The 25,573-nt window shown below is 63.6% G+C and carries 26 protein-coding genes; 12 read left to right on the top strand and 14 right to left on the bottom strand.

Going from position 1 to position 25,573, the window contains the following annotated elements:
• Window positions 1–49 precede the first annotated feature (49 nt).
• Genes thiS through trmB form a run of 3 tightly spaced genes read left to right on the top strand, consistent with a single transcriptional unit; the run spans window position 50 to window position 1,830 of the window.
• A complete protein-coding gene (thiS, locus tag QN085_RS24240) occupies window positions 50–250 on the top strand; it encodes a sulfur carrier protein ThiS (RefSeq protein WP_003257817.1) in 201 nt (66 codons plus the stop codon).
• 53 nt (window positions 251–303) lie between these two features.
• Window positions 304–1,098, top strand: a complete 795-nt coding sequence (locus QN085_RS24235; protein ID WP_013974625.1) for a thiazole synthase — start codon at window positions 304–306, stop codon at window positions 1,096–1,098.
• A 9-nt stretch (window positions 1,099–1,107) separates the two neighbouring features.
• Window positions 1,108–1,830 carry a tRNA (guanosine(46)-N7)-methyltransferase TrmB gene (gene trmB, locus QN085_RS24230; RefSeq protein WP_013974624.1) on the top strand — a complete coding sequence of 241 codons (723 nt, stop codon included), beginning with the start codon at window positions 1,108–1,110 and terminating at the stop codon, window positions 1,828–1,830.
• Between the two features lie 797 nt (window positions 1,831–2,627).
• On the opposite strand, the gene QN085_RS24225 is transcribed toward trmB, so the two are convergent.
• The 9 genes from QN085_RS24225 to QN085_RS24185 form a co-directional block, all read right to left on the bottom strand.
• Window positions 2,628–2,954, bottom strand: coding sequence for a DUF3392 domain-containing protein (locus QN085_RS24225; RefSeq protein WP_003257821.1), 327 nt, complete (start codon window positions 2,952–2,954; stop codon window positions 2,628–2,630).
• A gap of 9 nt (window positions 2,955–2,963) precedes the next feature.
• Window positions 2,964–4,139: a radical SAM family heme chaperone HemW gene (hemW, locus tag QN085_RS24220; RefSeq protein ID WP_013974623.1), complete on the bottom strand. Its 1,176-nt coding sequence runs from the start codon at window positions 4,137–4,139 to the stop codon at window positions 2,964–2,966.
• Window positions 4,136–4,732: an RdgB/HAM1 family non-canonical purine NTP pyrophosphatase gene (rdgB, locus tag QN085_RS24215; RefSeq protein WP_003257822.1), complete on the bottom strand. Its 597-nt coding sequence runs from the start codon at window positions 4,730–4,732 to the stop codon at window positions 4,136–4,138. The genes hemW and rdgB overlap by 4 nt, the downstream gene beginning before the upstream one ends.
• Window positions 4,729–5,163 carry a DUF4426 domain-containing protein gene (locus QN085_RS24210; RefSeq protein WP_013974622.1) on the bottom strand — a complete coding sequence of 145 codons (435 nt, stop codon included), beginning with the start codon at window positions 5,161–5,163 and terminating at the stop codon, window positions 4,729–4,731. The genes rdgB and QN085_RS24210 overlap by 4 nt, the downstream gene beginning before the upstream one ends.
• A gap of 22 nt (window positions 5,164–5,185) precedes the next feature.
• Window positions 5,186–5,806: a methionine biosynthesis protein MetW gene (metW, locus tag QN085_RS24205; protein WP_013974621.1), complete on the bottom strand. Its 621-nt coding sequence runs from the start codon at window positions 5,804–5,806 to the stop codon at window positions 5,186–5,188.
• 7 nt (window positions 5,807–5,813) lie between these two features.
• Window positions 5,814–6,953: a homoserine O-succinyltransferase MetX gene (gene metX, locus QN085_RS24200; protein ID WP_013974620.1), complete on the bottom strand. Its 1,140-nt coding sequence runs from the start codon at window positions 6,951–6,953 to the stop codon at window positions 5,814–5,816.
• A gap of 99 nt (window positions 6,954–7,052) precedes the next feature.
• Window positions 7,053–7,643 carry a YggT family protein gene (locus QN085_RS24195; RefSeq protein ID WP_013974619.1) on the bottom strand — a complete coding sequence of 197 codons (591 nt, stop codon included), beginning with the start codon at window positions 7,641–7,643 and terminating at the stop codon, window positions 7,053–7,055.
• Window positions 7,644–7,653: 10 nt separating this feature from the next.
• Entirely contained in the window at window positions 7,654–8,472 is an 819-nt protein-coding gene (proC, locus tag QN085_RS24190; RefSeq protein ID WP_023661482.1) for a pyrroline-5-carboxylate reductase, read from the bottom strand.
• A gap of 38 nt (window positions 8,473–8,510) precedes the next feature.
• Window positions 8,511–9,197, bottom strand: coding sequence for a YggS family pyridoxal phosphate-dependent enzyme (locus QN085_RS24185; protein WP_013974617.1), 687 nt, complete (start codon window positions 9,195–9,197; stop codon window positions 8,511–8,513).
• 65 nt (window positions 9,198–9,262) lie between these two features.
• Between QN085_RS24185 and QN085_RS24180 the strand changes: the two genes are divergently transcribed.
• On the top strand, window positions 9,263–10,261 hold the full coding sequence (locus tag QN085_RS24180) for a type IV pilus twitching motility protein PilT (RefSeq protein WP_023661483.1): 999 nt from the start codon (window positions 9,263–9,265) through the stop codon (window positions 10,259–10,261).
• Window positions 10,262–10,388: 127 nt separating this feature from the next.
• On the opposite strand, the gene QN085_RS24175 is transcribed toward QN085_RS24180, so the two are convergent.
• Complete coding sequence (locus QN085_RS24175) at window positions 10,389–11,024, bottom strand: C40 family peptidase (RefSeq protein WP_013974615.1); 636 nt, start codon at window positions 11,022–11,024, stop codon at window positions 10,389–10,391.
• A gap of 166 nt (window positions 11,025–11,190) precedes the next feature.
• Between QN085_RS24175 and QN085_RS24170 the strand changes: the two genes are divergently transcribed.
• Complete coding sequence (locus QN085_RS24170; protein WP_013974614.1) at window positions 11,191–11,610, top strand: NINE protein; 420 nt, start codon at window positions 11,191–11,193, stop codon at window positions 11,608–11,610.
• Between the two features lie 36 nt (window positions 11,611–11,646).
• Here the strand turns inward: QN085_RS24170 and QN085_RS24165 are convergent, their stop codons facing one another.
• The 3 genes from QN085_RS24165 to QN085_RS24155 form a co-directional block, all read right to left on the bottom strand.
• Complete coding sequence (locus QN085_RS24165) at window positions 11,647–12,345, bottom strand: SPOR domain-containing protein (RefSeq protein WP_003257831.1); 699 nt, start codon at window positions 12,343–12,345, stop codon at window positions 11,647–11,649.
• A 1-nt stretch (window position 12,346) separates the two neighbouring features.
• Entirely contained in the window at window positions 12,347–14,083 is a 1,737-nt protein-coding gene (gene argS, locus QN085_RS24160) for an arginine--tRNA ligase (RefSeq protein ID WP_013974613.1), read from the bottom strand.
• A 121-nt stretch (window positions 14,084–14,204) separates the two neighbouring features.
• On the bottom strand, window positions 14,205–16,424 hold the full coding sequence (locus tag QN085_RS24155) for a primosomal protein N' (RefSeq protein WP_013974612.1): 2,220 nt from the start codon (window positions 16,422–16,424) through the stop codon (window positions 14,205–14,207).
• A 167-nt stretch (window positions 16,425–16,591) separates the two neighbouring features.
• Here QN085_RS24155 and rpmE point away from each other — a divergent pair, with 167 nt between their 5' ends.
• The 3 genes from rpmE (at window position 16,592) to QN085_RS24140 (ending at window position 19,077) form a co-directional block, all read left to right on the top strand.
• Complete coding sequence (rpmE, locus tag QN085_RS24150) at window positions 16,592–16,807, top strand: 50S ribosomal protein L31 (protein WP_003257833.1); 216 nt, start codon at window positions 16,592–16,594, stop codon at window positions 16,805–16,807.
• 2 nt (window positions 16,808–16,809) lie between these two features.
• Window positions 16,810–17,631 carry a thermonuclease family protein gene (locus tag QN085_RS24145; RefSeq protein WP_023662593.1) on the top strand — a complete coding sequence of 274 codons (822 nt, stop codon included), beginning with the start codon at window positions 16,810–16,812 and terminating at the stop codon, window positions 17,629–17,631.
• Between the two features lie 177 nt (window positions 17,632–17,808).
• Window positions 17,809–19,077 (top strand): malic enzyme-like NAD(P)-binding protein, encoded by a 1,269-nt coding sequence (locus tag QN085_RS24140; protein WP_024087853.1) that lies wholly within the window; start codon window positions 17,809–17,811, stop codon window positions 19,075–19,077.
• Window positions 19,078–19,292: 215 nt separating this feature from the next.
• On the opposite strand, the gene QN085_RS24135 is transcribed toward QN085_RS24140, so the two are convergent.
• Window positions 19,293–21,743, bottom strand: coding sequence for a penicillin-binding protein 1A (locus QN085_RS24135; RefSeq protein WP_397427740.1), 2,451 nt, complete (start codon window positions 21,741–21,743; stop codon window positions 19,293–19,295).
• Between the two features lie 207 nt (window positions 21,744–21,950).
• Between QN085_RS24135 and pilM the strand changes: the two genes are divergently transcribed.
• Genes pilM through QN085_RS24115 form a run of 4 tightly spaced genes read left to right on the top strand, consistent with a single transcriptional unit; the run spans window position 21,951 to window position 25,570 of the window.
• Complete coding sequence (gene pilM / locus QN085_RS24130; RefSeq protein WP_024087852.1) at window positions 21,951–22,832, top strand: type IV pilus biogenesis protein PilM; 882 nt, start codon at window positions 21,951–21,953, stop codon at window positions 22,830–22,832.
• Entirely contained in the window at window positions 22,829–23,365 is a 537-nt protein-coding gene (locus tag QN085_RS24125; protein ID WP_023662590.1) for a PilN domain-containing protein, read from the top strand. Before pilM ends, QN085_RS24125 begins: the two co-directional genes overlap by 4 nt.
• A gap of 11 nt (window positions 23,366–23,376) precedes the next feature.
• Window positions 23,377–24,378, top strand: a complete 1,002-nt coding sequence (locus QN085_RS24120) for a pilus assembly protein PilP (RefSeq protein WP_031325416.1) — start codon at window positions 23,377–23,379, stop codon at window positions 24,376–24,378.
• A complete protein-coding gene (locus QN085_RS24115) occupies window positions 24,302–25,570 on the top strand; it encodes a type IV pilus secretin PilQ (protein WP_080563829.1) in 1,269 nt (422 codons plus the stop codon). The genes QN085_RS24120 and QN085_RS24115 overlap by 77 nt, the downstream gene beginning before the upstream one ends.
• Window positions 25,571–25,573 lie beyond the last annotated feature (3 nt).

Here is a 25,573-nt window from a genome sequence, read left to right as displayed (position 1 = left end):
GGTTCAGCGCTAGAATGCGGGCCCCCAAAGAACAATGGTGGCCGTGCGCATGCGCATTCAACTGAACGGTGAACCTTACGAATTGCCCGCTGGCGAAAGCGTCGCGGCCCTGCTGGCCCGCCTGGAGCTGACCGGGCGCCGCGTCGCGGTGGAACTGAACCTGGATATCGTGCCGCGTAGCCAGCACGACAGCACGCTGTTGAACGACGGCGATCAGGTCGAAGTGGTCCACGCCATCGGTGGCGGCTGATTCTGGCCGGCGATTCACCTGCAAGCCCAGCAACCTTTTCCCGAGGAACAACCATGAGCAACGTTCGTAGCGACAAGCCCTTCACCCTGGCCGGGCGTACTTTCCAGTCGCGCCTGCTGGTCGGTACCGGCAAGTACCGTGACATGGAAGAAACCCGCCTGGCCATCGAAGCCTCGGGTGCCGAGATCGTCACCGTAGCCGTGCGCCGCACCAACATTGGCCAGAACCCGGGCGAGCCGAACCTGCTCGATGTGCTGCCTCCGGACCGCTATACCATCCTGCCGAACACTGCTGGCTGCTATGACGCGGTCGAAGCCGTGCGCACCTGCCGCCTGGCCCGCGAACTGCTGGATGGCCACAACCTGGTCAAGCTGGAAGTACTGGCCGACCAGAAAACCCTGTTCCCCAATGTGATCGAAACCCTCAAGGCCGCCGAAGTGTTGGTCAAAGACGGTTTCGATGTGATGGTCTACACCAGCGATGATCCGATCATCGCCCGCCAGTTGGCCGAAGCCGGTTGCATTGCGGTCATGCCGCTGGCTGGCCTGATCGGTACCGGCCTGGGTATCTGCAACCCCTACAACCTGCAGATCATCCTGGAAGAGTCCAAGGTGCCGGTGCTGGTGGATGCTGGTGTGGGTACTGCGTCCGACGCCACCATCGCCATGGAAATGGGCTGCGAAGCTGTGCTGATGAACTCGGCCATCGCCCACGCCCAGCAGCCGGTGCTGATGGCCGAGGCCATGAAGCACGCCATCGTCGCCGGTCGCATGGCCTACCTGGCCGGCCGTATGCCGAAGAAACTCTATGCCAGCGCCTCTTCGCCGCTGGATGGTCTGATCAAGTAAGAGCCCCTGATGACTGAATCGCACGATACGCCGATCACCCCCGACGGCGAAGCCCGCCCGCACCGCCGCATCAAGAGTTTCGTGATGCGCGCCGGGCGCATGACCGAAGGCCAGCAACGTGGCCTGGAGCAGGGCGGCCCGCTGTACATCCTGCCGCTGGCCGACAGCCCGGTGGACTACGACCAGGTGTTCGGCCGCTCGGCGCCGCGCACCCTGGAGATCGGCTTCGGCATGGGCCATTCCCTGCTGGAAATGGCTGCTGCCGCGCCTGAACAGGACTTCATTGGTGTGGAAGTACACCGCCCGGGTGTTGGTGCGCTGCTCAACGGCGTGCTGACCCAGGGCCTGAAAAACCTGCGGGTATATGACTGCGATGCCATCGAAGTGCTGAACCGCTGCGTGGCGGACAACAGCCTCGACCGCCTGATGCTGTTCTTCCCCGACCCATGGCACAAGGCGCGCCACCACAAGCGCCGCATCGTCCAGCTGGAGTTCGCCGAACTGGTACGGCGCAAGCTCAAGCCCGGTGGCGTGTTCCACATGGCCACCGACTGGGAACCGTATGCGGAGTACATGCTGGAAGTGATGAGCGCTGCCCCGGGCTATCGCAACCGTGCGGCCGACGGTACTTACGTGCCACGGCCGGAAGAACGCCCGATCACCAAGTTCGAGCGCCGCGGCGAGCGGCTGGGGCATGGGGTTTGGGATTTGAAGTTCGAGAAGGTGGATTGACCGGCTGATACGGCCTTTCGATTTGCCGATGCCTGCAGAAATGCAGGCGAAAAAAAACCGCCTTTGAAAGGGCGGTTTTTTATGTGAGCAACAGGACTGAGTATCCTTCGCTCTGAGGTTTCACAGAAAACCCTCACACAGTTGGCTGATCATAGGCAGCGTAGCGGGGGAACGTCAATGCTCAGAAATATCCGGCATCACGTGTGTCGGAGCGGTTAACAGTCTTGGGTGAGCATTCCAAGTATCATCGCGCTGCTCCTGTGTGGATGAAATCAGTGATGGGCCGGGTAGGAGAAGAATTCTGCTTTCCGGCCCCTTCGACACGGCCTGAGAACCGTGCCGGTGCACCTCTCGAAGGGCCATTGACCTGGCCACTTCACAGAAGACTCTCACACAGTTTTTGAAGGCATCGAAGTACCGGTTAGATGCTGGAAGATTGGCCCGCCAACACGGAGGCCAAGGCATATGAAGCGTTTGCTTGATGCGCTGAGCCGCGTTTGGACGTTCATCCGGATCTTGACTGTGCTCAAGACCGTTCGGGACTTCATGCGCGATCACTTCGATGATGCCCAGTAAGGGCTAGTCAGGTGGTAGGGCTGCCCTGGTTCTCCGGGGCAGCTTTTACAACCCATCTCTGTACTCGCCAGATTACGCGGTCATTGTAGGAGCGGCCTTGTGTCGCGATGGCCCGCGTAGCGGCCCCAGGATGTCAGCGGTGAGGCAGCAATTGCTGGGGCCGCTTTGCGGCCCATCGCGACTCAAGGCCGCTCCTGCAAGGTTCAGCGCAAGGCCGTGGCTCAGCCCCGTCGATCCGCCACCACCCCGATCAGCACCAGTACCACCAGCAGCACCGGCGCCAGCGCGTAGTTGTTGAACTGGCTCAGCCCTTTCACCACCCAAGGCGTGGCATAGATCAGCGCCGCACCGCTGCCGATCATCACCAGCAAGGCCATGAACGGTACGCGCAGGGCGCCCGCCAGGCCGCCCAGGCGCTGTTCCACCCAGCCCTTGATATCGGTGCCGAACAGCACCAGCAGGCAGCCTACCAAGGCCAGTGAAATCTCCGACAGGTTGCTGCGGCTCCAGCGAGAAACCGTCGCGAGCAGATCAAGTACCAGATCCATGGGTCATCCTTAGGTCAAGAAATACTGCAGCAGGTCATTGAGGAACAACTGGCCCCTCGGCGTGGCCACCAGCCGATCCGGTTCGACCTGCAAAAGGCCCTTTTGTTCGGCAGCGCGGCGTGCCTCGCGCAGTTGTGCCAGCGGCAAACCGGTGCGTTGGGTGAACAGTTCGGCTTCCACCCCATCGGTCAGGCGCAGGGCGTTCATCAGGAACTCGAACGGCAGCTCGTCGACTGGCAGTAGCTTTTCGCCGGCCTTGAACGGCTTGGCCAGGTTCAGGTAGTCCTTGGGCAGGCGGGTCTTCCAGGTGCGCAGGATGCGCCCGTCGGCGAAGGTCAGCTTGCCGTGGGCACCAGCGCCGATGCCGATGAAGTCGCCAAAGCGCCAGTAGTTGAGGTTGTGCCGGGCAGCGCGCCCCGCTTGGGCATAGGCCGAGACTTCGTACTGGCGGAAGCCGTGTTCGGCCATCAGTGCCTGGCCGGCCTCCTGGATATCCCAGAGGATGTCGTCCTCGGGCAGCTCGGGCGGCTGGTTCCAGAACACCGTGTTCGGCTCCACGGTCAGCTGGTACCACGACAGGTGCGTTGGCCCCAGGTCGATGGCCTGGCGCAGGTCGCCCAGCGCGTCGTCGAGCGACTGGTCGGGCAGGCCGTGCATCAGGTCCATGTTGAAGTTGTCGAAGCCGGCGGCGCGCGCCATGCCGGCGGCGCGGACCGCTTCATCGCCATTGTGGATACGCCCCAGCGCCTGCAGTTTGGCTGGCTGGAAGCTCTGCACACCGATGGACAGACGATTGATACCGGTTTGCCGGTAGGCCTTGAACTTGTCCTGCTCGAACGTGCCCGGGTTGGCCTCCAGGGTGATTTCGATGTCCGGTGCAAACGGGATACGTTGTTCCACGCCACGCAGCAGCCAGCCAAGGGCGTCGGCACTGAACAGGCTGGGGGTACCGCCGCCGAAGAAGATTGAGCTGATCGGCCGGCCTTGCACGGCAGCCAGCTCCTGGTCGAGGTCGGTCAGCAGGGCGGCGACGTAGGCATCTTCCGGCAGTTCAGGCCCGGCAGCGTGGGAGTTGAAGTCGCAGTAAGGGCATTTGCGTACGCACCACGGGATGTGGATGTACAGCGCCAGCGGCGGCAGGCTGGTGAAGCCCGCCGCGCCGGGGTTGGACAGCGTTTCGATCATGCCAGGCCCAGACGTTGGCGCAGCAGGGCCATGGCGCGGGCGCGGTGGCTGAGCTGGTTCTTGTCCACAGGGGCCAGGTCGGCGCTGGAGCAGCTGCGCTCCGGTACCCAGAACAGCGGGTCGTAGCCAAAGCCGTGCTCGCCACTGGCCTCGAACATGATGCGCCCGTGCCACAGGCCTTCGCACAGGATCGGCAGCGGGTCGTCAGCATGGCGCACCAGTGCCAGGACGCAGACGAACTGTGCGCCGCGCTCGGCTTCAGGCACGTCTTTCAGTGCTTCGAGCAGCTTGGCATTGTTCGCCGCATCACCCTTGCCGTCTGCATAGCGCGCCGAGTAGATGCCCGGCGCGCCGCCGAGGAAGTCCACCGCCAGGCCCGAGTCGTCGGCCAGGGCCGGCAGGCCGGAAATGCGTGCGGCGTTGCGCGCCTTGAGGATGGCGTTCTCGACGAACGACAGGCCGGTTTCTTCCGGCTCGACCTGGCTGAACTCACCGATCGAGCGCAGTTGCACGGACGCGCCGAGCATGGCCTGGAGTTCCTTGAGTTTGCCGGCGTTGTGGCTGGCCAATACGAGTTGCTGGAAATTCATCATTCGCCTGGGAACACTTCCTGGTTGAAACTGAGGGAGTTGCTGATGCCGCCGGTTTCGATATTCAGGTCGAAGGTGACGGTTTCTGGCTGGTCGATCTTGAACTGGGCAATGTAGTACACCGCGCCCTGTTCGGTGATCTGCTTGAACGACAGCGGGCTGCTGCGCCCGGTCAAGTCCTTGACCGTGCCGCTGACCACCGCCATGGCGGGCTTGTTGGCCTTGAGCACGGCGATGTTGAGTACGCCCTGGTTCTTGCTGCGTACCAGGCCGGTGGCTGCGGCCACCTCCGGTGTAAGCATGCTCGAGGTGAACGCGCTGTAGTGCACCGTCACGTCGCCAAACACTTCCTTGCGCTCGGGGCGGGCAGCATCGGCAGCCAGTACCGGCAGGGCCAGGCACAGGCTGATCAGGAACAGGGCTAGGCGACGCATGGGGTGATTCCTCCGGTGGGCGTCAGACCGCGAGCTGATGTTCTTGCAGGCCCGGGCTGCTGACACGATAGATGCCGATCTCACCTAGAAGATTAGGCCAAAGCCGGCCAGCCCACCCGTTGCGGTGCAAGTGGTCGACTGCCAGGCGGTCTAGCACCTTGGCGCGGCGCTCGTGGCACAGCTCTTCGAAGTCGGCAAAGGTGCAGAAGTGGATGTTTGGCGTGTTGTACCAGGTGTACGGCATGAAGTCCGAAACCGGCATGCGGCCTTTGGTCGCCAGGTACCAGCGGCAACGCCAGTGGCCGAAGTTGGGGAAGGTGATGATGCACTGGCGGCCCACGCGCAGCATCTCGTCCAGAATGCGGTCGGGGTACTCCACGGCCTGCAGGGCCTGGGTCATGATCACCACGTCGAAACTGTTGCTGGCGAAGTTGCCCAGGCCCTTGTCCAGGTCCTGCTCGATGACGTTGACGCCCTTGGCCACACAGGCCGCGATGTTGTCGGCGTCGATCTCCAGGCCATAGCCGGTGACCTGCTTGCGGTCGCGCAGCGAGGCCAGCAGTTCGCCGCTGCCGCAGCCCAGGTCGAGTACCCGGCTGCCGGCGGGGATCCAGTCGTGGATGATTTCCAGATCGGCTCTCATGCTGTCCTCAGATGGCAATGCGGTTCATGTAGTTCGAGAAACCCTGCATGTAGCGAGGCGTGGGGATCAGGAAGGCATCGTGCCCGTAAGGCGAGTCGATCTCCAGGTAGCAGACATTCTTGCGCGCGGCCATCAGGGCGTCGACGATCTCGCGCGAACGGGCCGGGGAGAAGCGCCAGTCGGTGGTGAACGACATGATGCAGTAATCCGCCTTGACGTGGGCCAGGGTGGCTGCCAGGTCGCCGCCCTGGGCGGCGGCGGGGTCGAAGTAGTCCAGCGCCTTGGTCATCAACAGGTAGGTGTTGGCGTCGAAGCGCCCGGAAAACTCCTCGCCCTGGTAGCGCAGGTAGCTCTCGACCTGGAATTCGACGCTGTGGAAGTCGTAGTTGAGCTTGTCGCTCTTCAGCTCGCGGCCGAATTTTTCACCCATCGAGTCATCCGACAGGTAGGTGATGTGGCCGACCATGCGCGCCAGCATCAGGCCACGCTTGGGGATCACGCCCTGGTCCTGGAACGAACCGCCGTGGAATTCGGGGTCGGTGAGGATGGCCTGGCGTGCCACTTCATTGAAAGCGATGTTCTGTGCCGACAGCTTGGGCGCCGAGGCGATGTCGACGCAATGGCGCACGCGCTCGGGGTAGCTGATGGTCCACTGCAGCGCCTGCATGCCACCCAGGCTGCCACCGACCACGGCGGCCCACTGCTGGATGCCCAGGCGCTCGGCCAGGCGCACCTGGCTGTGCACCCAGTCTTCCACGGTCAGCACCGGGAAGTCGGCGCCGTAGGGCTTGCCGGTGGCCGGGTTGATGCTGCTGGGGCCGGTGCTGCCGTTGCAGCCGCCCAGGTTGTTCAGGCTGACCACGAAGAAGCGGTTGGTGTCGATCGGCTTGCCAGGGCCGATACAACTGTCCCACCAGCCCGGCTTGCGGTCGGTGGCGGCATGGTAGCCAGCGGCATGGTGGTGGCCGGAGAGGGCATGGCAGATCAGCACGGCGTTGCTCGCGCTGGCGTTCAGGGTGCCATAGGTCTCGTAGACCAGTTCGTAACTGGCCAGGGAGCGGCCGCAGGCCAGGGCCAGCGGTTCATCGAACCGGGCGGTTTGCGGTACTACCAGACCGACGGAATCTTCGGGAAAGACAGTGGACATCGACCCTGCTCACGCTTGACGGAGGCGTAAGTCTAAAGAGCGCTACCCCCAGCGGCAAGCAGAGGCTTGTCGCTGGAAGCAACCAGAGTCAGGTGGGGCTCAGATCATCCGCCACAGCTCTTGTGGCATGCCGGCGTAGGCGGCCAGAGGCGGCATGACGAACGACTGGATTACCTGGATCGCGAGGAAGGCGAAGATCGGCGAGATGTCCATGCCACCCAGGTTGGGCACGATGCGGCGGAACGGTGCCAGCACCGGTTCACTGATCTGGTAGGCCAGCTCAGCCGCCGGGTTGTGGCTGTTGGGAGCAACCCAGGACACGATCACCATGACGATCATCGCGACCCAGAAAATCTTCAGGAACAGCGAGGTGATACCGATGATGGCCCACATCAGCAGGTGCAGGATGTCACCGAAGGTCCCGTAGGTGACCATCAGCACGAAAGCCATCAGCAGCGCCTGGATGACCACCGACAACAGCAGCGACGAGGTATCCAGCCCACCAACGCTGGGGATGACTCGGCGAATCGGCTTGAGCAGCGGCTGTGTGGCGCGCACGGCGAACTGGCACAGCGGGTTGTAGAAGTTGGCCTTGACCAGCTGCAGGACAAAGCGCAGCAGGACGATCACCAGGTACAGGCTGACCAGGGTTTGCACCACGAAGATCGCGGCGCCGGACAGTGCATTCATCTGAAGCTCCTTATTTGCCCAGTTGTTCGGCCAGCTCGGCGGAACGTGTAGCCGCAGCCTGCAGCGCCTGTTCGACGATGGCTTCGAAGCCGCTGGCCTGGAACGACTTGATCGCCGCTTCGGTAGTGCCTGCAGGCGAGGTGACTCGGCGGCGCAGTTCGGCAGCGTCGACATCGCTGGCAACCGCCATGCGTGCGGCGCCCAAGGCTGTCTGCAGGGTCAGGCGGGAGGCAGTTTCACGTGGCAGGCCAAGCTTTTCGCCTGCCGCGGTCATGGCTTCGATCAGCAGGAAGAAGTACGCCGGGCCGCTGCCGGAGACTGCCGTCACGGCGTCCAGTTGCTGCTCCTGCTCGAGCCACAGGGCGGTGCCCACGGCCGACAACAGTTGCTCGGCCTGCTGGCGTTGTTCGCTGGATACTTCCGCGGTGGCGTACAGGCCGCTGACGCCCTGGCGCAGCAGTGCCGGGGTGTTGGGCATGCAGCGCACGACAGGGCGAGCGCCGACCCAGCTTTGCAGGCTGGCGCAGGTGATGCCGGCGGCAATGGAAACGATCAGCTGGCCTTCCTGCAGGTTCGGTTGCAGGGCCTGGCATACGGCTTTCATGACCTGCGGCTTGACCGCCAGCACGATGACGTCGGCGCCATCGATGGCCTGGGCGTTGTTCTCGAAGGTTTCGATGCCGTGCTCGGCCTGGATGCGGCTGCGGGTCTCGGCGCCCGGGTCGCTGGCGCGGATCTGCGAGGCGTCCAGGCCCTGGGCACGCAGACCACCGATCAGGCTGGCGGCCATGTTGCCGGCGCCGATAAAGGCAATACGAGTCTTGCTCATGTCAGGTCCTTGTAGGAAAGAGTGAGTAAAGCATGGAATCAGGGCTGCCCGTAATCGCGGGCACCGAACAGGGCGGTACCGATACGCACCCAGGTCGCACCCTGTGCAATGGCCGCTTCCAGATCGTGGCTCATGCCCATGGACAGGGTGTCCAGACCAAGGCCAAGGCCTTCCTGCAACTGGCGCAGGGTGGCGAAGGCGGCTTCCTGGGCGGCGCGGTCATCAGTGGGTTCGGGAATGGCCATCAGCCCGCGCAGGCGCAGGTTGGGCAGTGCGGCTACCGCTTTGGCCAGGGCCGGCAGGTCGGCAGGGGTGCAGCCGGATTTGCTGTCTTCGCCGCTGACGTTCACCTGCAGGCAGATGTTCAGTGGTGGCAGACCGGCCGGGCGCTGCTCCGAGAGGCGTTGGGCGATTTTCAGGCGGTCCACGGAATGTACCCAGTCGAAATGCTCGGCGATGGCTTTGGTCTTGTTCGACTGGATGGGGCCGATGAAGTGCCAGATCAAGGGCAGGTCGCCGAGTGCCTGCTGCTTTGTCAGCGCTTCCTGTAGGTAGTTTTCCCCGAAATCGCATACGCCGGCGGCGTGGATTTCGCGGATGGCGCTGGCTGGCTTGGTCTTGCTCACGGCCAGCAACTGGACGCTGGCCGGATCACGCCCGGCAGCCTGGGCAGCGCTGGCGATACGGGCGGAAATAGCGGAAAGGTTGTCTGCTAGGGTGGACATGGACTGATGCCGGCGGCTGGAGGGTTTGCGGCATTCTACCTACTTGAAGGCCTTTGGGGAGTCTCATGGATGTGACCGACCTGTTGGCCCGGGCCGTGGATGCGGGGGCTTCCGACCTGCACCTGGCGGCGGGCCAGTTACCGATGTTGCGCCTGGATGGCGAGCTGCAGCGCATGGCCCTGCCGACCTTGGGCCCGGTCGCCTTGATCGAGGGCATGGCACCCATGCTGGATGAAGACCAGCGCCGACAGTGGGCCCAGGGTGATGAGCTGGACCTGGCGCTGGAATTGCCGGCGCTAGGGCGCTTTCGGCTGAATCTGTTTCGCCAGTTGCACGGCCCTGCGGCCACCTTTCGCCTGATCCCGGGGCATATCGCCACGCTCGATGAACTCGACCTGGGCGATGTGTTTCAAGCTGTTGCGCAGTGCCGAGATGGCTTGATCCTCGTCGGTGGGCCGACCGGCAGTGGCAAGTCCAGCACCTTGGCGACACTGCTCGACCAGCTGAACCGCGATCGTGCTCTGCATATCATCACCCTTGAGGACCCTGTCGAAGTTATCCACAGCAGCCAGCGCAGCCTGGTCAACCAGCGTGAAGTCGGCCGCCATTGCGGTGGGTTCGCCCAGGGGCTGCGCAGTGCCCTGCGCCAAGACCCGGATGTGATCATGATCGGTGAGCTGCGCGACCTGGAAACCATTCGCCTGGCCTTGCGTGCGGCTGAGACCGGGCACCTGGTACTGGCGACAGTGCATACCCGTTCGGCGGTGAGCAGTGTTGACCGGTTGGTGGAGGTGTTCGCTGCCGAAGAGAAGCCGTTGGTGCGGGCGATGCTGGCCGAGTCGTTGCGCCTGGTGGTAGCGCAGATGCTGGTCAGGCGCGCGGGCGGAGGGCGGGTTGCTGCGCGGGAAGTGCTGGTGGTGACGCCAGCGGTGCGTAACCTGGTTCGGGAAGGGCGGATGGCGCAGTTGTGTTCGGTGATGCAGGCGGGTGGTGCGGACGGGATGCGGACGATGGAAGGGGCGATGCGGGGGTTGAAGGAGAGGGGGCTGATCAGCGATCTATAGTGCCTGTGCTGGCCCTTTCGCGGGTAAACCCGCTCCCACATGGATAACACAGCCTTCGAATGCTGTGGTGTACCTGTGGGAGCGGGTTTACCCGCGAAGAGGCCCGGACAGGAGAGCGCCGATCAGATCAGCGCTTGGCCAGGCTCAGTTGCTGCTGTTCTTTCGGCAGCACTCGCTTGGCCACCACGTAATGCTTCTGCCAGTAAGGCTTGCTCAGGGTGTCGATGCTTACCCGCTTGCCACGGCGTGGAGCATGGATGAAGCGGTCGTTGCCCAGGTAGATGGCAACGTGGTTCACCCGACGGCTCTTGATGTTGAAGAAGATCAGGTCACCTGGCTTCAGGTCACCCTTGGCTACCTTGACGCCGTGGCCCTGGGCCATGGCATTGGAGGTGCGCGGCAGGTCGACGTCGGCGACGTCGTTGAAGGCGTATTTGACCAGCCCGCTGCAGTCGAAGCCTTTCTTCGGGCTGCTGCCGCCCCAGACATAAGGGGTGCCGAGCACATTCACCGCACGGCTGAGCACATCGCTGCTCTGCTTCGGCGACATTGCCGCGACTGGCACACCGGGCACGCCGCGGCTGTTGGCGGCATTGCTTGGACGGGTGCGCATTGCGGTCTGCTTGACCGGTGCATGTTTTACCGAGGCATTGGTGGTGTAGCCGGTAAAACCATTGGGAAGACGTTGCTCACGATTGGTGGCGTGGGCGGCCAGGGGCAATAATAGGCAGAGGGTCAGCCATGTCTTGAGTAAAGGCGGCATAGATGAAGCTCTTATGAATAGTTATGTGTTGGGCGCGCAACTTTATAACAGCTTTTTGATCAATCTTTGATCCGTTGGTCGATTGTCCAGGTGCCGTACGTCGGCCTGCGACGAGAAAGTCACATTTTTTCTTAGAAAATTTTCGGATAACCCACGGGGGCTATGAATGAACAGTTATCAACAGGGGGCGCCGTTTCACGACACCCACAGCAAGACCATTGGCTACCTGCTATGGATTTTCGGCTTTACCGGGTCGCATCGTTTCTATTACGGCAAGCCCGTAACCGGCACTATCTGGTTCTTCACCCTGGGCCTGCTGGGCATCGGCTGGTTGATCGACCTGTTCCTGATCCCGTCCATGGACCGTGAAGCCGACCTCCGGTTCCAGTCCGGGCGCATTGACTACAACATCGCCTGGATCCTGCTGACCTTCCTCGGGGTGTTTGGTCTGCACCGGCTGTATCAGGGCAAGTGGATCACCGCGATCATCTACTTCTTTACCGGCGGGCTGTTTCTGGTGGGGGTGCTGTACGACTTCTGGACGCTGAACAGCCAGGTTTCCGAGCGGAATGCGGGGCGGGGTTGAGGACACAGGGGGCGCAAAGCGCCCCCGAATTCCAGGTTACTGACGGGTCTGCCGCTGTTGCAGCAGCAGGTTGCTGAAGCCTGCCCCGGCCAGTTGCTTCTGCGCCCCGGTCAGCTGCTCGCGGTTGCTGAACGGCCCCACCAGCACGCGGTACCAGGTTTCGTCCTTGACCGTGCCCGACTCTACCTTTACCGACTGCCCCAGCAGGATGATCTGCGCGCGCACCTTGTCAGCATCGGCCTGCTTGCGGAACGAGCCGGCCTGCAGGAAGAACTGGGTGGTCGCCGCCGGCTTGATGACTGGCGGTGCCGGTGGCGGTGTCTGGCCCATCAATGCTGCCTGGGCTCGCGCCGTGTCGATCTTTGCCGCTTCGGCTGGCGTCACCGGGGTCACCGGCTGGGCCGGGACGGGTGGCGTCTTCTCTGGTACGGCCTCCGGCGGTACGATCACCTCGGACTCCGGCAGCAGCGTGTAGAAGTCGTACTTCGGCTTCACCGGCTGCTGCGGAGTGGGCTGCGCCGACTTGCCGGCTTCGGCCACCTTGTCCGCTTTCTGCTGCTCCGGCTTGGTGCGCTTGATGTCTTCGCCACCAGGCTCGAGCTTCATCAGGAACACGATGAACGCGCCTACGGTCAGGCCGACCGCCAGCCATACCCAACCGGGAATCGGCTGCTTGGCCGGCGCCGTCTGGCGGCTGGCGCCGCGTTTGGGTGCAGGTTTTTTCTTGGCAGCCAACTTACATGCGCTCCAGGGTTTCCAGGCCGAGCAGTTCCAGACCTTGCTTGAGGGTGCGGCCGGTCAGGGCCGCCAGGCGCAGGCGGCTCTGCTGCTGCTGCGGGGTTTCGGCGGCAAGAATCGGGCAGTTCTCGTAGAAGCTGGAGAACAGGCCGGCCAGGTCGTACAGGTAGCTGCACAGCACGTGCGGCGTACCCTTGTCGGCGACGTTGTTGAGGATTTCGCCAAACTGCGCCAGGCGCGCGGCCAGGTCCTGCTCGTGGGCAGCCTGCAGCACAATGTTGCCATCGACTTCATCGAAGCCTTTGCCCAGTTTGCGGAATACGCCGGCCACGCGGGTGTAGGCGTACAGCAGGTAAGGCGCGGTGTTGCCTTCGAAGTTGAGCATCAGCTCGAAGTTGAAGCTGTAGTCGCTGGTGCGGTGCTTGGACAGGTCGGCGTACTTCACAGCGCCGATGCCAACCACTTCACCGATGTGGCGCAGTTCTTCGTCGGCCAGGCTCGGGTTCTTTTCCTTGACCAGCGCGTAGGCGCGTTCCTTGGCCTCGGTGAGCAGGTCAATCAGCTTCACGGTACCGCCGTCACGGGTCTTGAACGGGCGGCCGTCGGCACCGTTCATGGTGCCGAAGCCCATGTGCTCCATCTGCATCGGGTGGCCCACGAAGCCTGCGCGGCGTGCAACTTCGAACACCTGGTTGAAGTGCAGGGCCTGGCGCTGGTCGACGAAGTACAGGGCGCGGTCCGCCTTGAGGACGTTGCTGCGGTAGCGCACGGCGGCCAGGTCGGTGGTGGCGTACAGGTAGCCGCCGTCGGCCTTCTGCACGATCACCGGCAGTGGCTCGCCTTCGCTGTTCTTGAACTCGTCGAGGAACACGCACTGGGCGCCCTGGTCTTCGACCAGCAGCCCCTTGGCCTTGAGGTCGGCGACCACGTTGGCCAGGTCGTCGTTGTAGGCGCTTTCACCCATCACGTCGGCCATGGTCAGCTTGACGTTCAGCAGCTCGTAGGTCTTCTGGCAGTGCGACAGCGAAATGTCCTTGAAGCGCGTCCACAGGGCCATGCAGTCCGGGTCGCCGGCCTGCAGCTTGACCACCAGGCCACGGGCACGGGTGGCGAACTCTTCGGATTCGTCGAAGCGCTTCTTGGCGGCGCGGTAGAAGTTTTCCAGGTCCGACAGCTCGTCGCTGGTGATCGGGTTTTCTTCCAGGTAGGCCAGCAGCATGCCGAACTGGGTGCCCCAGTCGCCCACGTGGTTCTGGCGGATCACGTCATCGCCGAGGAACTCCAGCACGCGCGCCACGCTGTCACCGATGATGGTCGAACGCAGGTGGCCGACGTGCATCTCCTTGGCCAGGTTGGGTGCCGACATGTCGATCACAACCTTTTGCGCAGGGCCGGCCTTGCGCGCGCCCAGGTGGGCGTCGGCCAGTGCGGCATCCAGGCGGTTGGCCAGGGCGTCGGTGTTCTGGAAGAAGTTGAGGAAGCCGGGGCCGGCGATTTCGACCTTGCTGATGTCGGCGCTGGCCGGCAGGGCATTGATCAGTTTCTCGGCCAGGTCGCGCGGCTTCATGCCGGCCGGCTTGGCCAGCATCATGGCGATGTTGCTGGCGAAGTCGCCGTGGGTCTTGTCCCGGGCGTTTTCCACCTGGATCGCCGGCGACAGCCCTTCAGGCAGCACACCGTCGGTGACGAGTTGGGTGAGGGCTTGCTGGATCAGCTGGCGAATGGTGTCTTTCATGGGGATCTCTTTTCGACCGCAAGCGCGGTGGAGCGCTTGGATGCGCAGGTGGAAAAACTGGGCATTATCCGTGGCTGGGGGCGGGTTGCCAACCTTTGGGGCTGCAAAGCAGCCCGCAGGATCAATAAAGGTCTACCGGGTCGACATCCAGCGACCACCGCACCTGGCGCCCGCTCGGCATCTGCTCCAACACTAGCAACCAGGCGCTGATCAGTCGATGCAAAGGCGCCCGCGTATTGGCCTGTATCAACAGTTGTGCGCGGAAGCGCCCGGCGCGGCGCTCCATCGGTGCTGGCACCGGCCCCAGCAGCTCGATGCCAGGTAGGCGCTGTTCGGCCACCAGGCGCTCGGCGGCGGCGCAGGCCTCGTCGAGGAAACCTTCGGCCTGCCCGGGCTTGTGCGCTTCGGCGCGTAGCAGCGCCAGGTGCGAGTAAGGCGGCAGCCCGGCGGCGCGGCGTTCGTCCAGGGCCTGCTCGGCGAAGGCGAAGTAGCCCTGCTCGGTAAGCTGCACCAGCAGTGGATGGTCGGCCAGGTGGGTCTGGATGATGACCTTGCCGGGCTCTTCGGCCCGCCCGGCCCGCCCGGCGACCTGCACGATCAACTGTGCCATGCGTTCGCTGGCACGGAAGTCGCCGGAGAACAGCCCGCCATCGGCATCGAGGATGGCCACCAGGGTCACCCGCGGGAAGTGATGGCCCTTGGCGAGCATCTGGGTGCCGACGAGGATGCTCGGCTGGCCGCGCTGGATGGTGCTGAACAGGTTGTGCATGGCGTCCTTGCGCGCGGTGCTGTCGCGGTCCACACGCAGGATCGGGTAATCCGGGAACAGCACTTTCAGGCGCTCCTCGGCACGCTCGGTGCCGGCGCCGACCGGGCGCAGGTCAACATGGTTGCACTGCGGGCACTGCTGCGGCAGGCGCTCGTCATAGCCGCAATGGTGGCAGCGCAGCACGCCGGAGCGCTGGTGCACGGTCATGCGTGCATCGCAGCGTGGGCATTCGGACAGCCAGCCGCAATCATGGCACAGCAAGGTCGGGGCGAAACCGCGGCGATTGAGGAATACCAGCACTTGCTGGCCTGCCTCCAGGGTTTGGCGTATGGCCTGCTGCAGTGGGCCGCTGATACCGCTGTCCAGCGGCAGGCTCTTCACATCCAGGCGCAGCATGCGTGGCGGGCGGGCACCGCCGGCGCGCTGGTTCATGCGCAACAGGCGGTAGCGACCGGTCAGGGCATTGTGCAGGGTTTCCAGCGATGGCGTGGCGGAACCGAGCAGGATCGGGACGTTTTCCTGGTGGGCGCGCACCAGTGCCAGGTCGCGGGCGTGGTAGCGCAGGCCTTCCTGCTGTTTATAGGAGCCGTCGTGCTCCTCGTCGATGATGATCAGGCCGGGGTTCTTCATCGGCGTGAACAGTGCCGAGCGGGTGCCGATGATGATGTCGGCCTCGCCGTCCCGGGCTGCCAGCCAGGCATCCAGGCGTTCGCGGTCGTTCACCGCCGAATGCAGCAGGGCGATGCGGGCGTTGAAGCGCTGCTCGAAGCGGGCCAGGGTCTGCGGGCCGAGGTTGATCTCCGGGATCAGTACCAGGGCCTGCTTGCCGGCTTCCAGTGTTTCGCGGATCAGTTGCAGGTACACCTCGGTCTTGCCGCTGCCGGTGACACCGGCCAGCAGGAAGGCGCCAAAGCCGCCAAAGCCTTCGCGCACGGCGTCGAAGGCATCGCGTTGCTCTTCGTTGAGCGGTAGTTCCGGCTGTGCCAGCCAGTGTTCGTGGCGCAGTGCCGGCAGATGGCGGCGGACCTCGATCTGCACCAGGTCCTTGGCCAGCAGCAGGTCCAGGCTGTCCTTGTTCAGATTGAGCTTGGCCAGGAGGCTATGGGCCACGCCGTGCGGGTGCTGGGCCAGGGTCTTGAGGGCATCGCGCTGGCGCGGTGCGCGGGCGATGCGCGGGTCTTCCAGGCGGGCGCCGGGGGCGACGTGCCAGAAGCGCTCCTGACGCATCTCGGAGGGTTCGCCCTGGCGCAGCAGGGTCGGCAAGGCCCAGCTCAGGGTGTCACCCAGGCTGTGCTGGTAGTACTGGGCGGTCCACAAGCACAACTTGAACAGCGACGGCGGGATCGGTGATACCGGGTCGAGCAGGGCGCTGGCCGGCTTGAGCTTGTCGGCGGGCACTTCGCTCTGCTCGCACACCTCCACCAGCACGCCGATCATTTCGCGGCGGCCGAATGGCACGCGAATGCGCATGCCCGGAGTCAAGGCCTGGCGCGCCATGCTTGCCGGCGCCTTGTAGTCGAACAGGCGACGCAGCGGGGAGGGCAGGGCAAGGCGCAGGATGACGTCGGACACGCGGAAAGTCTCGGAGGGCGTTTCAAAGACTGGCGAGCCTAGCAGACGACGGTCGGTGCAAGCGACAACTTGCGTTGGCGTGATGCTCTGGTATTATTCGCCGCCTAATTACGTGCGGTATTCAACAATTGGTGTTGGGTGGCGGCACGCAGCTCGAGGAAGTGACCATGAAAGCAGATATTCATCCGAACTACGAAGTAGTTGCAGTCACCTGCAGCTGCGGCAACAAGTTTGAAACCCGTTCGACCCTGGGCAGCACCCTGGCGATCGACGTTTGCAACCTGTGCCACCCGTTCTACACCGGTAAGCAGAAAGTCCTGGACACCGGTGGTCGCGTACAGAAGTTCGCCGATCGCTTCGGTATGTTCGGTACCAAGAAGTAATCATGCGCATGGCGAACCCCTCGGGTTTCGCATTGCTGCAAAAAAAGGCGCCCCTTGTGGGCGCCTTTTTTATGGGCGTCATCTGGCATTTCCCGGCCCTGGCGTTCTGCCCGCTACCAGGCAGCCCTCAGCAGGTGGCGGTGCGCCAGGTGGTCGATGGCGATACCTTGCGCCTGGTCGATGGCCGCAGCGTGCGATTGATCGGCATCAATGCCCCGGAAATCGGCCGTAACGGGCGCTCCAGCGAGCCCTATGCCGAGGCTGCCAGGCAGCGTTTGCAGGCCTTGGTCAAAGCCAGCGATGGGCGTATCGGGCTGGAGCCGGGCGTCGAGTCCAAGGACAAATACGGCCGCACGCTGGCGCATATCTACGGCCGCAATGGCGACAATATCGAAGCACAGCTGCTCAGCGAGGGCTTGGGCTATCGCGTCGCGGTTGCCCCCAATGTGCGCCTCAGCGCTTGCCAGCAGCTTGCCGAGCAGGCTGCGCGCAAGGCTGGCTCCGGGCTGTGGCGTCGTTCGCCGGTGGTGCGTGCAGGGGATGTCCGGCAGTCGGGATTCGCGGTCATTGCGGGCCGCATCGAAGGCGTGGAGCGCAACCGTGGCGGGGTCTGGCTGAACCTGGACGGTGCGGTGGTGCTGCAGGTTCCCGCTCGTCTGCAGCGCAACTTCCCCGCCAGCTTCTTCGATAACCTCAAGGGACGCCAGGTCGAGGCGCGTGGCTGGGTGCTGGATCGTTCCCGCAAGGGCGGCCTCAAGCCCGGGCAGCGACGCTGGCTGTTGCCGTTGACCGATCCAAGCATGTTGGAGCGCATTTCAGGCTAAAAGATGTAGACATTTCGCTATTGGATTGTACACACTGTTAGGCGTATGCCCCGTGGGTTATAGCGTAAAGTCGTAGGCTAAAGGCCTTGACACAAGTGACCGACCAGTCTTGTGGCTCCCCGGCTCTTTGCGTATCCTCGGCGGTCCGTCAGAACAGTAAATAGCGGAATGCCCACCATGTCAGACCTGAAAACCGCCGCTCTCGAATATCACGCTCAACCTCGTCCGGGGAAACTGAGCGTCGAACTCTCCAAGCCCACAGCCACCGCCCGTGACCTCGCCCTGGCCTACAGCCCAGGTGTTGCTGAGCCCGTGCGTGAAATCGGCCGTGATCCAGAGCTGGCTTACAAATACACCGGCAAAGGCAACCTGGTTGCGGTGATTTCCGATGGCACCGCCATCCTCGGTCTGGGTGACCTCGGCCCACTGGCTTCCAAGCCGGTCATGGAAGGCAAGGGTGTTCTGTTCAAGCGTTTCGCCGGTATCGACGTGTTCGACATCGAAGTGGAATCGGAAAGCCCGCAGGCGTTCATCGACACCGTTCGCCGCATCTCGATCACCTTCGGTGGCATCAACCTCGAAGACATCAAGGCGCCTGAGTGCTTTGAAATCGAGCGCACCCTGATCGAACAGTGCGACATCCCGGTATTCCACGATGACCAGCACGGTACCGCCATCGTGACCGCGGCCGGCATGATCAACGCCCTGGAAATCGCCGGCAAGAAGCTGGAGGACGCCAAGATCGTCTGCCTGGGTGCCGGCGCTGCCGCCATCTCCTGCATGAAGCTGCTGGTAAGCATGGGTGCCAAGGTCGAAAACATCTACATGATCGACCGCAGCGGCGTGATCCACGCTGGCCGTGACGACCTGAACCAGTACAAGGCGCAGTTCGCCCACGCCACCGACAAGCGCACCCTGGCTGACGCACTCGACGGTGCCGACGTGTTCGTAGGCCTGTCTGGCCCGAACCTGCTGAGCGCCGAAGGCCTGAAGTCGATGGCTGCCAACCCGATCGTGTTCGCCTGCTCGAACCCGGACCCGGAAATCTCGCCAGAGCTGGCGCATGCCACTCGCAGCGACGTGATCATGGCTACCGGTCGTTCCGACTACCCGAACCAGGTCAACAACGTACTGGGCTTCCCGTTCATCTTCCGTGGTGCCCTGGACGTTCGCGCCAAGCGCATCAACGAAGAAATGAAAATCGCCGCCGCCATCGCCCTGAAAGATCTGGCCAAGCTGCCAGTGCCGAAGGAAGTGTGCGACGCCTACGGCGTACAGGCTCTGGAATTTGGTCGTGAGTACATCATTCCGAAGCCGTTGGACGCACGTCTGATCACCGTCGTTTCCGACGCTGTGGCCAAGGCCGCCATCGAATCCGGCGTGGCAACCCTGCCGTATCCGAAGCACTACCCGCTGACCAGCGTGGATGACGTGTTCAAAGGCTGATTGCTGCCTGGCGACACAAAAAGCCCCGGCTCGTATGAGCCGGGGCTTTTTGTTTGGCGGTGCGCCATGCTGCTATTTTTGGTTGCCTGTCGGATTCTGGGGCTGCTTTGCAGCCCATCGCGACACAAGGCCGCTCCCACAGGGGCTAGGCGTTTCCTGTGGGAGCGGCCTTGTGTCGCGATAGGGGCGCAAAGCGCCCCCGGCTTTACATCTGGTCAGAACAGATCCATCGGCGCCGCTTCATCCGCCGGCAGCGGGCTGCCCGGTGCTGCGCCAGTGCCCAGTTCGTCCACCGACGGCGGCGAGTCCTCGGCCTTGAACAGCTCGAAGTAGGCATTCGGCGTGCTCGGCGAAGCGGCACGGCCGCTGACCGGGTCGACGCGCAGGCTGAGGATGCCTTCCGGTTCTGCCGGCGCATGCGCAGGCTTGTCCTTGAGTGCCGCGCCCATGAAGCTCATCCAGATCGGCAGTGCCGCCGTGCCGCCGTACTCGCGGCGTCCAAGGGTTTCGGGCTGATCGAAGCCGACCCACACGGTGGTCACGTAGTCGGCGTTGTAGCCGGAGAACCAGGCGTCCTTGGACTCGTTGGTAGTACCGGTCTTGCCTGCCAGATCGGTGCGGCCCAGGGCCAGCGCCCGGCGTCCGGTGCCGCGCTTGATCACGTCCTGCAGCATGCTGGTGAGGATGTAGGTGGTGCGACCGTCGATGATACGCTCGGCCACGGCCGGCGCCTGCGGTGCAGAAGCCACCTGGCTGAAGGCAGCGGGTGCCTCGCCAGGCATGGCGGTTGTGCTGATCGGCTGTTCGGGCGCGGCCACACCCGCCTGGTCCTCGGCACCTTGCGGTACCCGAGCCGGGTTGGCGGTGAACAGCGTCTCGCCGCTGCGGCTTTCGATGCGTTCGATCAGGTACGGGGTGATCTTGTACCCGCCGTTGGCAAAAGTACTCCAGCCTGTGGCGATTTCCATAGGGGTCAGGGTGGCGGTGCCCAGTGCCAGCGACAGGTTGCGTGGCAGGTCCTGCTTGTTGAAGCCGAACTTGGCGATGTAGTCGATGGTGCGGTCCACGCCCATGGCCTGCAGCAGGCGGATCGACACCAGGTTGCGCGACTTGTACAGCGCTTCGCGCATGCGGATCGGACCAAGGAAGGTATTGGTGTCGTTCTTCGGTCGCCAGACTTTGTCCAGGTACTCGTCGACGAACACGATTGGTGCATCGTTGACCAGGCTGGATGCGGTGTAGCCACTGTCCAGTGCGGCGCTGTAGATGAACGGCTTGAAGCTCGAGCCCGGCTGACGCTTGGCCTGCATGGCGCGGTTGTAGTTGCTCTGCTCGAACGAGAAACCGCCGACCAGGGCGCGGATGGCGCCGTTGTAAGGGTCGAGGGTGACCAGCGCACTCTGCGCGCCAGGTACCTGGCTGAACTTGAACTTGCCATCCTCGAGGCGCTGCACGCGCACCAGGTCGCCAACCTGGGCCACATCTGCCGGTGACTGCGGCGCACGGCCCTGGGAGTTGCTGTTGATGAACGGGCGCGCCCATTTCATGGTGTCCCAGGCCACCTGCTCTTCCTGGCCGCTGCGGGTCAGCACCTTGAGGCCGGTTTTTTCGACCTGGGTGACGATGACCGGCTCCAGGCCACCGAGGCTGCGCTGCTTGCCCAGTTCCTGCAGCCAGGCTGCCTGGGTGCGGCCCGGGAAACGTGCTTCGGGCCCGCGGTAGCCGTGGCGCTCATCGTAGTCGGAGAGACCGTTGAGGATGGCCTTGTTGGCCATTTCCTGCATGTCGCTGGGCACCGTGGTAGTGACGCGGAAGCCTTCGGTGTAGGCGTCGCTGCCGTAGCGACCGACCATTTCGGCGCGGGCCATTTCGGCGATGTAAGGCGCATTCACTTCAGGCGTGGGCACGTGGTAGCTGGCGTTGAGCGGCTCGGCCAGGGCCGCCTGGTAACTGGCTTCGTCGATCTTGCCCAGCTTGTACATGCGGCCAAGGATCCAGTCGCGGCGCTCTTTGGCGCGTACGGGGTTGGCCAGCGGGTTGAAGCGCGAGGGTGCCTTGGGCAGGCCGGCGATCATCGCCATCTGCGCCAGGCTCACGTCGCGGATCGACTTGCCGTAGTACACCTGCGCGGCGGCATCGATACCGTAGGCGCGGTTGCCCAGGTAGATCTTGTTCACGTACAGCTCGAGGATCTCGTCCTTGGTCAGCTCACGCTCGATCTGCAGGGCCAGCAGGATTTCGTTGGTCTTGCGCGAGAAGCTGCGCTCGCTGGTGAGGAAGAAGTTCTTCGCCACCTGCATGGTGATGGTACTGCCGCCGGTCTGGATATGGCCGGTTTTCACCAACTGGGTCGCGGCGCGCATCAGGCTGCTGGGGTCGACACCGTAGTGATTGAGGAAGTTGTCGTCCTCGGCCGACAGAAGCGCCTGGATGAATTGTGGGGGAATTTCCTCGAAGCGGATCGGTGAGCGACGCATTTCGCCGAACTCGGCAATCAGCTTGCCGTCGCTGCTGTACACCCTGAGGGGGATCTGCAACTGGATGCTTCTGAGCGACTCGACCGAGGGCAGGTTGGGGCTAAGATACAGAAACGCACCGCTCACACCGAGTACGAGCGCGCAGATGACTGCGACGGAAGACCACCAGAAGAACTTCAGCAGACGTATCAAGGCTTTTCGGTGTCCAGGTTGGGAGTGGATTGCACGCAGGTCCGGCGGACCAAAAAACGCTGGGCATTATAAGCATTTTTTCGCCTCTCCGGGTTACCGGCCAGGCTGCCCGTCGCCTCGATGGGCAGGCGCGGCCTAGTGCTGACGCGGGGTTGGGGCAGGTAGCCGCGAAGGATGGCGGCGACAGACAACAAGGATGCCACGATGCTAGGACGCTTCGGCAAGGATGCCGGTTCACTTGTGGGGGTGGAAATTGCCCCTGACTCCGTTCGGATTGTGCAACTGCAGCGGCGTAACCGGCGCTGCCGGGTGCTTGCCTCGGTACAAGAGCCGTTCGAATCATTGGCTGGCAGTGATTGGGCGGCAGAGCCTGGCGCCGTGGCGGCTGCCTTGAGGCGCGCCTACAGGCGCAGCGGCCTCAAACAGCGCCGGGTCGCGCTGGCACTGCCGGGTAACCAGGTGATATGCAAGCTGTGCCACCTGCCAGTGGAACAGGGCGGTGCAGAAGTGGAGGCGCAGCTGCTGGCTGACGCCGAACGGCTGTTTCCATTTCCGCTGGAAGACCTGGCCCTGGATTTTCAGGTCCTGGGCGGTTCTCGCGTCCAGCCAGGCTGCGCCGAGGTGATGGTGGCGGCATGTCGGCAGAGCGCACTGGCGCCACTTGAAGGCATCGTCGAGGAGGCAGGGTTGCAACTGGAGGCCGTGGAGGTCGACAGCATTGCCTTGGGGCGCATGCTGCCGCAGGGCCGGCACCAGAGCTCGGCGTTGCTGCGTATCGAGGCGCACAGCACCATCCTTTATGGCTGGCATTCGGGGCAGCCTCAGCAACGGCGTGAGCTGAGCCTGGGGCTGTCGACGATAACCGGGGCGCTGCCAGAGCGCCTGCTGGCCTTGCTTGCCGGTGAGCCTTTGCCGGAATGCCTGTTGATTGCCAGCTGTTCTCCGGTCGAAGCGGGCCAGTTGCAAAGCCTCGGCTCCCAGCTGAACCTTCCGTGTCGCCTGGTGCCTGACCTGGCGCGCCTGGAGCACGTCGATGGTGCGATGATTCTGGCTTGCGCCCTGGCTCTCGGAGGATTGCGTCGATGATGCGGCTGAACCTTCTGCCCTGGCGCGAACGGCAGCGCCAAGCGGCGTTGCGGTCTTTCCGCAGGCAACTGGTCGCCGGCGCTCTACTGGCCCTGTGTGGCGTGATGTTGGTCGACCAGCTGGCCCGCCAGCGCGGGGAGCAGCAGGCGCTGGCCAATACCCGGCACCAGGCAGCCCTTGAAGTGTTGGGCGAGCAGTTGCAGCCGCTGGCCGATGTGCATGCGCAGCATGAGGCGCTGCTGGCACGCGCGGCGGCGCTGGAAGCACTGCGCGCCCATCAGGATGTGCTGGCCGGGGTGTTCGCTGACCTCGAGCGGGCGTTGCCGGTGGGTGTGCAACTGCTCGACCTCAGCCTGGAAGATGGCAATTTGCAGATGACCGGGCTGGCCAAGTCAGGTGCCGTGGTCGCGCAGTTCATGCGTGACCTGAGCCGCTCGAGTGCGCTGGTTGGTCTGGAGCTCAAGCGCATCAGGAGCCTGCCAGGCGGCGATGAATTCCTGCTGGGGGCGCGCGTTTCGGCGTTCTGGTCGTGAATGCTGCGCAGGTGCTCGGCTGGCTGGCCATGGCCGAGAGCTCCAGCCGCTTCAGGCAGCTGGCGCCAGTGCTGGTGGCCTTGGCGTTGTTCGGCCTGGGCTGTGCCATACGTCTGCCTGCAGCGCTGCAACAGCAGGCGCAGGAGGAGGCTCGGCACGCCGAGTTGCACGAACAGCATTCAGCCGGCGCGGTGCAACTGGCCGAGTTGGAGCAACTCCACGCGTCGGTAACCATCGCCGAGCAACGCTTGCGCGAGGCGCACTGGCACCTGGCGGCTGGTGAGGGCATGAGTGACCTTCTCGAACGTCTGGCGGCTTCGGGGCACGCGCATGGCTTGCTGATCGAGCGCTTCGACGTTCATGAAGACGAACAGCAGGCCGGTTTCCGCCAGGTGCCGCTGGAGCTACAGGTGGTGGGGCGATACGCGGCATTGCGCCAGTGGCTGGGTGACTGGTTGGGCCAGGCGCGTGTTTTGCGTAGTGGTGACCTGCAACTGGCTCCAGCAGATGGCAAGCCTGGGCTGCTGCGCCTGCAGTTGCGGGTTGATGCCTATCAGGCGCTGGCGCCAGTGCCGCAGCCTGCGATGCTAGCGCGCATGCCAGCCAGGGGCGTGACGGCAGCGCCCGCAGTCGACCCGTTTGCGCCTGGAGCGACGCGATTGTCGGCCAGCGGGTTGGCCGGCGTGCCTTTGGCGCAACTGGAGATGGTCGGCAGCCTGTCACGTGGAGCGGAACACGAAGCACTGCTGATGGCGGCGGGCAGGCTCTATCGCGTACGCCCTGGGGACCGGGTCGGGCGTGACCAGGGGGTGGTGGCGAGAGTTGATCAATCCCAGGTCGAAGTACGCGAACGGCTGTTCATGGCCGGGGGGTGGCATGAACGCACGGCGTTCATCACGCTGGCAAAGCACCTGGGCAAGGAGGCCCCGGATGACGATGAAAAGATTGATGAAATGGATGCTGGCAGCCCTGCTGCCGTTCCCGCTGGCGTCGGCAATGCCTTATCAGGGTGAACCACTGTCGCTGAACTTCCAGGATGTGGAAGTGCGCTCGGTGCTGCAGGTGCTGGCTGACTATGCCGGTGTCAACCTGGTTGCCAGCGATGCCGTGCAGGGTAGCGTCACTTTGCGCCTTGAGGATGTTCCATGGGACCAGGCGCTGGATCTGGTGCTGCGCACCAAGGGCTTGGCCCGGCGACAGGAGGGCAATGTGCTGCTGGTGGCGCCCGCAGCGGAGTTTGCCGCGCAGTCTGTCGATGCCCATGTGGGCCAGGCGCTGGATGCACAGTTGCAGCCATTGCGTCGGGAGCTGTTGCCCATTCATCACGCCAAGGCCGCCGATCTGGCAGAGCTGCTGCTGGCGAGCCTGGCGGATGACGGCATCCTCACCAGTCGGGGCAGCCTCAGTGTCGATGAGCGCACCAATACGCTGGTGGTGCACCAGCCGGCAGACCGCCTTGCCGAGCTGAGGCAACTGGTGGCGCAGCTGGATGTGCCGGTGCGTCAGGTGGCGATCGAGGCACGTATCGTCGAGGCCAACGTCGATTACGAGAAAAGCCTGGGGGTGCGCTGGGGTGGGCCGCTGTATGTCGAGAGCCCGCGCCCGGGCAAGGATCTGTTCGTCGATCTCGGGGTGGAGCGGGTGGGCGGTAGCATCGGTCTGGGCCTGTTGCGTGGCGATGTGCTGCTCGACCTGGAACTCAGTGCCATGGAAAAGAGCGGCAACGGCGAAATCATCTCGCAGCCCAAGGTGGTCACGGCCGACAAGGAAACGGCCAGGATCCTCAAAGGCACCGAGGTGCCGTACCAGGAAACCAGCAAGAGCGGCGCCACCTCGGTAGCATTCCGCGAAGCCTCGTTGTCGCTGGAAGTGACCCCGCAGATCACTCCGGACAACAAGGTGATCATGACCGTCAGGGTGACCAAGGACGAGCCGGATTACGTCAATGCCCTGAACAACGTACCGCCGATCCGCAAGAACGAGGTCAATGCCAAGGTTCGCGTGACGGACGGAGAAACGATCGTGATCGGTGGCGTGTACTCGACTTCGCAAAACAATGTGGTCGACAAGGTGCCATTTTTCGGCGATCTGCCGTATGTTGGGCGGCTGTTTCGACGCGATGCATTACAAGAGAAAAAATCCGAGCTGCTGGTCTTCCTGACTCCGCGTATCATGAGTGACCAGGCGATTGCTGTGAGTCGTTGATTC

The sequence above is a fragment of the Pseudomonas sp. M2(2023) genome (genome assembly GCF_030263955.1).
Lineage (GTDB): Bacteria > Pseudomonadota > Gammaproteobacteria > Pseudomonadales > Pseudomonadaceae > Aquipseudomonas > Aquipseudomonas asiatica.
Note: the sequence above shows the minus strand (reverse complement) of the source record. Positions and strands in the feature narration are given on the sequence as shown.

What these genes read in the sequence shown, in the direction of transcription:
- thiS (WP_003257817.1), top strand. Translation starts at nt 50, where the DNA reads ATGCGCATTCAACTGAACGGTGAACCTTACGAATTGCCCGCTGGCGAA.
- QN085_RS24235 (WP_013974625.1), top strand. Translation starts at nt 304, where the DNA reads ATGAGCAACGTTCGTAGCGACAAGCCCTTCACCCTGGCCGGGCGTACT.
- trmB (WP_013974624.1), top strand. Translation starts at nt 1,108, where the DNA reads ATGACTGAATCGCACGATACGCCGATCACCCCCGACGGCGAAGCCCGC.
- QN085_RS24225 (WP_003257821.1), bottom strand. Translation starts at nt 2,954, where the DNA reads ATGGATCTGGTACTTGATCTGCTCGCGACGGTTTCTCGCTGGAGCCGC.
- hemW (WP_013974623.1), bottom strand. Translation starts at nt 4,139, where the DNA reads ATGATCGAAACGCTGTCCAACCCCGGCGCGGCGGGCTTCACCAGCCTG.
- rdgB (WP_003257822.1), bottom strand. Translation starts at nt 4,732, where the DNA reads ATGATGAATTTCCAGCAACTCGTATTGGCCAGCCACAACGCCGGCAAA.
- QN085_RS24210 (WP_013974622.1), bottom strand. Translation starts at nt 5,163, where the DNA reads ATGCGTCGCCTAGCCCTGTTCCTGATCAGCCTGTGCCTGGCCCTGCCG.
- metW (WP_013974621.1), bottom strand. Translation starts at nt 5,806, where the DNA reads ATGAGAGCCGATCTGGAAATCATCCACGACTGGATCCCCGCCGGCAGC.
- metX (WP_013974620.1), bottom strand. Translation starts at nt 6,953, where the DNA reads ATGTCCACTGTCTTTCCCGAAGATTCCGTCGGTCTGGTAGTACCGCAA.
- QN085_RS24195 (WP_013974619.1), bottom strand. Translation starts at nt 7,643, where the DNA reads ATGAATGCACTGTCCGGCGCCGCGATCTTCGTGGTGCAAACCCTGGTC.
- proC (WP_023661482.1), bottom strand. Translation starts at nt 8,472, where the DNA reads ATGAGCAAGACTCGTATTGCCTTTATCGGCGCCGGCAACATGGCCGCC.
- QN085_RS24185 (WP_013974617.1), bottom strand. Translation starts at nt 9,197, where the DNA reads ATGTCCACCCTAGCAGACAACCTTTCCGCTATTTCCGCCCGTATCGCC.
- QN085_RS24180 (WP_023661483.1), top strand. Translation starts at nt 9,263, where the DNA reads ATGGATGTGACCGACCTGTTGGCCCGGGCCGTGGATGCGGGGGCTTCC.
- QN085_RS24175 (WP_013974615.1), bottom strand. Translation starts at nt 11,024, where the DNA reads ATGCCGCCTTTACTCAAGACATGGCTGACCCTCTGCCTATTATTGCCC.
- QN085_RS24170 (WP_013974614.1), top strand. Translation starts at nt 11,191, where the DNA reads ATGAACAGTTATCAACAGGGGGCGCCGTTTCACGACACCCACAGCAAG.
- argS (WP_013974613.1), bottom strand. Translation starts at nt 14,083, where the DNA reads ATGAAAGACACCATTCGCCAGCTGATCCAGCAAGCCCTCACCCAACTC.
- rpmE (WP_003257833.1), top strand. Translation starts at nt 16,592, where the DNA reads ATGAAAGCAGATATTCATCCGAACTACGAAGTAGTTGCAGTCACCTGC.
- QN085_RS24145 (WP_023662593.1), top strand. Translation starts at nt 16,810, where the DNA reads ATGCGCATGGCGAACCCCTCGGGTTTCGCATTGCTGCAAAAAAAGGCG.
- QN085_RS24140 (WP_024087853.1), top strand. Translation starts at nt 17,809, where the DNA reads ATGTCAGACCTGAAAACCGCCGCTCTCGAATATCACGCTCAACCTCGT.
- pilM (WP_024087852.1), top strand. Translation starts at nt 21,951, where the DNA reads ATGCTAGGACGCTTCGGCAAGGATGCCGGTTCACTTGTGGGGGTGGAA.
- QN085_RS24125 (WP_023662590.1), top strand. Translation starts at nt 22,829, where the DNA reads ATGATGCGGCTGAACCTTCTGCCCTGGCGCGAACGGCAGCGCCAAGCG.
- QN085_RS24115 (WP_080563829.1), top strand. Translation starts at nt 24,302, where the DNA reads ATGAAAAGATTGATGAAATGGATGCTGGCAGCCCTGCTGCCGTTCCCG.